Raw genomic sequence first — 4,898 nt, forward strand, 5'->3', positions numbered from 1 at the left:
CAACGGCGCAGGGGAGGGTTGGGGAGGGGTGCTTTGGCTTTGGCTTTGGCTTTGGCTTTGGCTTTGGCTTTGGCTTTGGCTTTGGCTTTGGCTTTGGCTTTGGCTTTGGCTCTCCCGTCGCTTCGGCTTGTCTTCCCGCAACTGAGGCAAGGTCAAAAGTGCCCCCTTCCGCCCTTCGGACACCTTCCCCCGCGGGCGGGGGAAGGGACAGCCCGCGCCTGGACGCCTTGCTGAGGCTTTCTCCCCACCCGCCAAACCCCGCAAACCACAACAAAACCTATCGGGTGAATGTCGGGGAATACACTTTTTCAGCGTTCCGATTCGCGCAGACTGCCTTTCAAAGTGAGGGGAAGCCATGCGTAGCAAGCTGTTTGTGCCCGGCGCACGTCCGGAACTGTTCGACAAGGCCTTGGCCAGTGCGGCCGATGCCCTGTCCTTCGATCTGGAGGATTCCGTCCCCGAGGCTGGCAAACAGGCGGCGCGCGCGGCCATCGCCAGCTTCCTTGCCCGCGCCGATGTGCTTGCCAGCAACAAGCTGCTGATCGTCCGTACCAACGCCACCGACAGCCCGCACTTCGCCGCCGATCTGGTTGCGATGGCGGTGCCCGGCCTGTGGCTGCTCAACATCCCCAAGGTGGAATCGGCCGCGCAGGTGCGGCAGGTGGTCGTCGCGCTGGAACGCGCCGAGGCCGCCAATGGCGTCACCCGCCCGATCGGCCTGCTACTGAACATCGAAACCCCGCGCAGTCTGCGTCTGGCCGCCGAATTGGCTGGCGCGCATCCGCGCGTCGTCGGCCTGCAGTTGGGCCTGGGCGATCTGTTCGCGCCCAATGGCATCGCCCGCACGCCGGCCAATGTGCATGCGGTGCTGTTCGCGGTGAAAATGGCCGCCACCGAAGCGGGCGTGTTCGCCTGTGACGGGGCTTGGCCGGATGTGGCCGATGCGGAGGGCTTCCGTACCGAGGCCATGCTCGCGCAGCAGTTGGGCTATATCGGCAAGAGCTGCATCCATCCGCGCCAGGTGGGCCAGGCCAATGTGATCTTCAGCGTGGCCGAGGCCGAACTGGACGAAGCACGGCGTATTGTTGCCGCCGCGCAGGCGGCCAGCGATCTGGGCCGCGGTGCGTTCCTGTTCGAGGGACGCATGATCGATGTGCCCTACCTGCGCCGGGCCGAAGCCCTGCTCGCCGGCGCCCTGCGCGCCTGATCTTTCCATCTGGCGGTTCGCCGCCACGCCGTTCATTACCGGGATTCCATCCATGCCCACGCCCATGGCCACCGCGCTCGCCGCGCTGTCGCACCGCTTCTCGCTCGGCTTCCGTCTGCTCGTCGTCACCACCTTGCTGGCGTTGGCCGGCACGGCGGCCGCCGACGAGAGTTTGAATGCAGTGAAGCCCGGCTCGCTGCCGTCACTGCCGGAGGCCGCGCCGGTGCAGCAGTTGCTGGATGTCGATGGCCGCCTGCTGGCCCGCTCCGGCGACAAGGCCTGGCTGCTCGACAAGAATGGCAAGGCGTGGACGGCCGCCACCGGCATCAGCAACGAGGTGGTGCAGGACATCGTCCGCACCGGCGACAAAACCTGGGTGCTGACCGGCCCGGATACGAGTCACAGCAATCAGCTGCAGCAGCTCACGCTCAAGGGCGAAAGCCTCGGCAAGGGCCAGTCGCTGGCACTGCCATCGCCACTGGGCAATGCACATGCAGCCGCCCTGGATGGCGCCCTGTTCGTCGCTGGTGTCGACGATAGCGGCGTGACCCAGCTGTACAAAAAGCCGACCGACGCCACGCAGTGGCAGCCGCAGCCGATCTGGCCGGGCGCTGCCGCGGTTGTCGCCCTGCAGGCGCAGAAAGGCGCGTTGTACGCGGTGGTCGGCAACAACGGTGCGCAGCAACTGCTGCGCTGGAACGCAGAGAAGGGCTGGCATGAGCTGCCCGCCATCGGTGGCGACGTTGTCCCGGGTTCGCTGCGTGCACTCGGCCAGGCGCACTTGTTGATGCAGGTGACCGACGCGGTTGGCAGCAGCCACGCGCGCACCTTCCACACCATCACCAGCGCCTGGGCCGACCTGGCCGATACCGATGCCAACGCACCACTGGCCAGCGCCAGCTGGGGCAATGGCCTGGCCTGGGCGAATGCCGATGGCAGCCTGCATACCTTTGAACTGCAGAGCGGCAAGCACCTGCTGGGTTGGATGGACTGGACGGTGATCATCATCTACCTCGGCGCGATGCTGGGCATGGGCGCCTACTTCTATTTCCGCGAGAAGCGCGCCAGCACCGCCGACTTCTTCGTCGGTGGCCGCAGCATTCCGTTCTGGGCAGCGGGCGTGAGCTTGTACGCCACCAACACCAGCTCGATCAGCTTCATCGCCATTCCGGCCAAGGCCTTCGAGACCAACTGGCAGTACCTGACCAACAACCTGATCGCAGTTCTGGGCCTGATGTTCGTGGCGGTGTGGATCGTGCCGCTGCTGCGTCGCCTGGATTTGATGAGCGTGTTCTCCTATCTGGAAACCCGCTTCCATCCGGCCATCCGCATGCTCGCCAGCGCGCTGTGCATCGTCATGCAGATCGGTGCGCGCATGAGCGTGGTGCTGTTCCTGCCGGCATTGGCCATCGCCACCATCACCGGCATCAGCGTGGTGTGGAGCATCATGATGATGGGCGTGTTCACCATCCTCTACACCGCGATGGGCGGCATGAAGGCGGTGATCTGGACCGACTTCGTGCAGGTGATCGTGAAGATGGGCGGCGCGATCTTCGCCATCCTCTTTATCGTGTGGACGCTGAAGGGCGGCTTCGGTGAATTCGTGGCCACCGCGGCGATGGAAGACAAGACCAAGCTGTTCGATTTCAGCTTCGACCTGACCAAGGCCACGGTGTGGGGCTTCATCTTCCTGGTCGTGTTCGACGTGGTGCTGACCTTCCCCAAGGACCAGGTGCTGATGCAGCGCACCCTGGCCACCAAGTCGGACAAGGAAGCCGGCCGTTCGATCTGGGCCTTCGCTGCGATCATGATCCCGGGCGGCTTCATCTTCTACGGCATCGGTACCGCCTTGTGGGTGTTCTACAAGAACAACCCGCAGCGCCTCGATCCGCTGCTGCCGATCGATGCGACCTTCCCGCTGTTCATCGCCGCCGAGCTGCCGCCGGGCGTCACCGGCCTGATCATCGCCGGCGTGTTCTCCGCGGCAATGGCCACCTTGTCGAGCATCATGAACAGCGTCGCCACGTTGATCTCGGTCGACTTCTACGAGCGCATCGCCAAGAACCCGACCCCGCGCAAGAGCGTGCTGTTCGCCGAGATCTCCACGGTGCTGGTCGGCCTGACCGCGATCGGCCTGGCGCTGATCATGACCCGCTACGACATCCACTCCCTGTTCGACGTGTCGATCGAACTGGCTGGCCTGCTCGGCGGCGGCTTTGCGGGTGCTTATACGCTGGGCATGTTCACCCGCCGCGCCAACTCCGCCGGCGTGGCAATCGGCGTGGCCGCCAGCATCGTGCTGACCTTCGTCGCATGGTGGTTCAACCTGGTCCATCCGTACTTCTACCTGGCAATCTCGATCTTCCTGTGCATCGTGATCGGCTATCTGGCCAGCCTGTTCTTCCCGGCCCCGAGCCGTTCGCTGAAGGGCCTGACCATCTACAAGCAGGACGCGGTGTGAAGACCGGTCGGCACGCCGCTGCGGGCCGGTTCCGCGGCGGCGTGAAGCCAGCTTCAGCAACGACCATGACGTTGGTCGGATCGCGCCGCCGCGCCCGCTGGTGTAGTTTGGCGCGCAGCTGAGAGGTCTAATCGCGTGGAAACCCAGTTCCTCAATACCTTTGTCACCGTGGTCGACCGTGGCTCCATGGCCGCGGCGGCCCGCCTGCTGCACATCACCCCGGCCGCCGTCGCCCAGCAGATCCGCACGCTGGAACGCGAGCTGGGCGCGCCGCTGATCGCCCGCGCCGGCCGCACCGTCAGCGTCACCGAGGAAGGTGCGCGCATCCTGCAGCGGGCGCGCGACCTGCTGCGTGGCGTGGCCGACCTGCGCAGCGTCGCCAACGAAAGCGGCATGGCCGGCGAACTGCGGCTGGGCGCCTGCCCTACCGCGCTGGGCGGGCTGGTGCCGGACATCCTGGCGCGGATGGTGGCCAAGTTCCCCGAGATCAACGTCTTCATCAAACCCGGTTACTCGGCCGACCTGTATGGCGCGGTGGAATCGGGTGACCTGGATGCGGCGATGGTGCTGCAGGCACCGTTCTCGCTGCCCAAGACCTGCGACTGGCAGCTGCTGCGCGAAGAGCCGCTGGTGGTGCTGGCACCGGCGCGCCTGACCGGTGCGGATCCGCACAAGCTGCTGCGCGAGGAACCGCTGATCCGCTACGACCGCCATGAATGGGGCGGCCGCCAGGCCGATGAATACCTGCGCAAGGCCGGCATCGTGCCGCGCGAACGGTTCGAGCTGAATGCGCTCAATGCGATTGCGGTGATGGTCGATCGCGGCCTCGGCGTGTCGCTGGTGCCGGATTGGGCCAAGCCGTGGCCGGAAGGCATTTCGGTGGTGCGCATTCCCCTGCCCGAGCCCAGCGAGCCGCGCCGCATCGGCATGGTCTGGTCGCGCTCCTCGGTGCGCCTGCGCCAAGTCAATGTGCTGCTGGACGAGGCGCGCACGGCGTTGTTGCAGCCCACCGACTGAGCTGGGTTCCTGTAGTGCCGAGCCATGCTCGGCAGGGGGCATTACCCGTAGATCCCCTGTAGTGCCGAGCCATGCTCGGCAAGGGCATTACCCGTAGATCCCCTGTAGTGCCGGGCCATGCTCGGCAAGGGCATTACCCGTAGATCCCCTGTAGTGCCGAGCCATGCTCGGCTGGAGCGTTACCGGTAGAGCCCCTGCCGAGCATGGCTCGGC

At 65.7% G+C, this 4,898-nt stretch carries 3 protein-coding genes; all 3 read left to right on the forward strand.

Annotation, left to right across the window (positions count from 1 at the left end):
* Positions 1–355 precede the first annotated feature (355 nt).
* Positions 356–1,207, forward strand: a complete 852-nt coding sequence (locus QMX78_RS20060) for a CoA ester lyase (RefSeq protein WP_282272944.1) — start codon at positions 356–358, stop codon at positions 1,205–1,207.
* Positions 1,208–1,259: 52 nt separating this feature from the next.
* Positions 1,260–3,668, forward strand: coding sequence for a sodium:solute symporter (locus tag QMX78_RS20065; protein WP_282272946.1), 2,409 nt, complete (start codon positions 1,260–1,262; stop codon positions 3,666–3,668).
* 135 nt (positions 3,669–3,803) lie between these two features.
* Complete coding sequence (locus QMX78_RS20070; RefSeq protein WP_282272948.1) at positions 3,804–4,685, forward strand: LysR family transcriptional regulator; 882 nt, start codon at positions 3,804–3,806, stop codon at positions 4,683–4,685.
* Positions 4,686–4,898 lie beyond the last annotated feature (213 nt).

Origin of the sequence: Stenotrophomonas sp. PS02298, assembly GCF_029959445.1 — a bacterium.
In the GTDB taxonomy this organism is placed as follows: Bacteria; Pseudomonadota; Gammaproteobacteria; order Xanthomonadales; family Xanthomonadaceae; genus Stenotrophomonas.

What these genes read in the sequence shown, in the direction of transcription:
- QMX78_RS20065 (WP_282272946.1), top strand. Translation starts at nt 1,260, where the DNA reads ATGCCCACGCCCATGGCCACCGCGCTCGCCGCGCTGTCGCACCGCTTC.
- QMX78_RS20060 (WP_282272944.1), top strand. Translation starts at nt 356, where the DNA reads ATGCGTAGCAAGCTGTTTGTGCCCGGCGCACGTCCGGAACTGTTCGAC.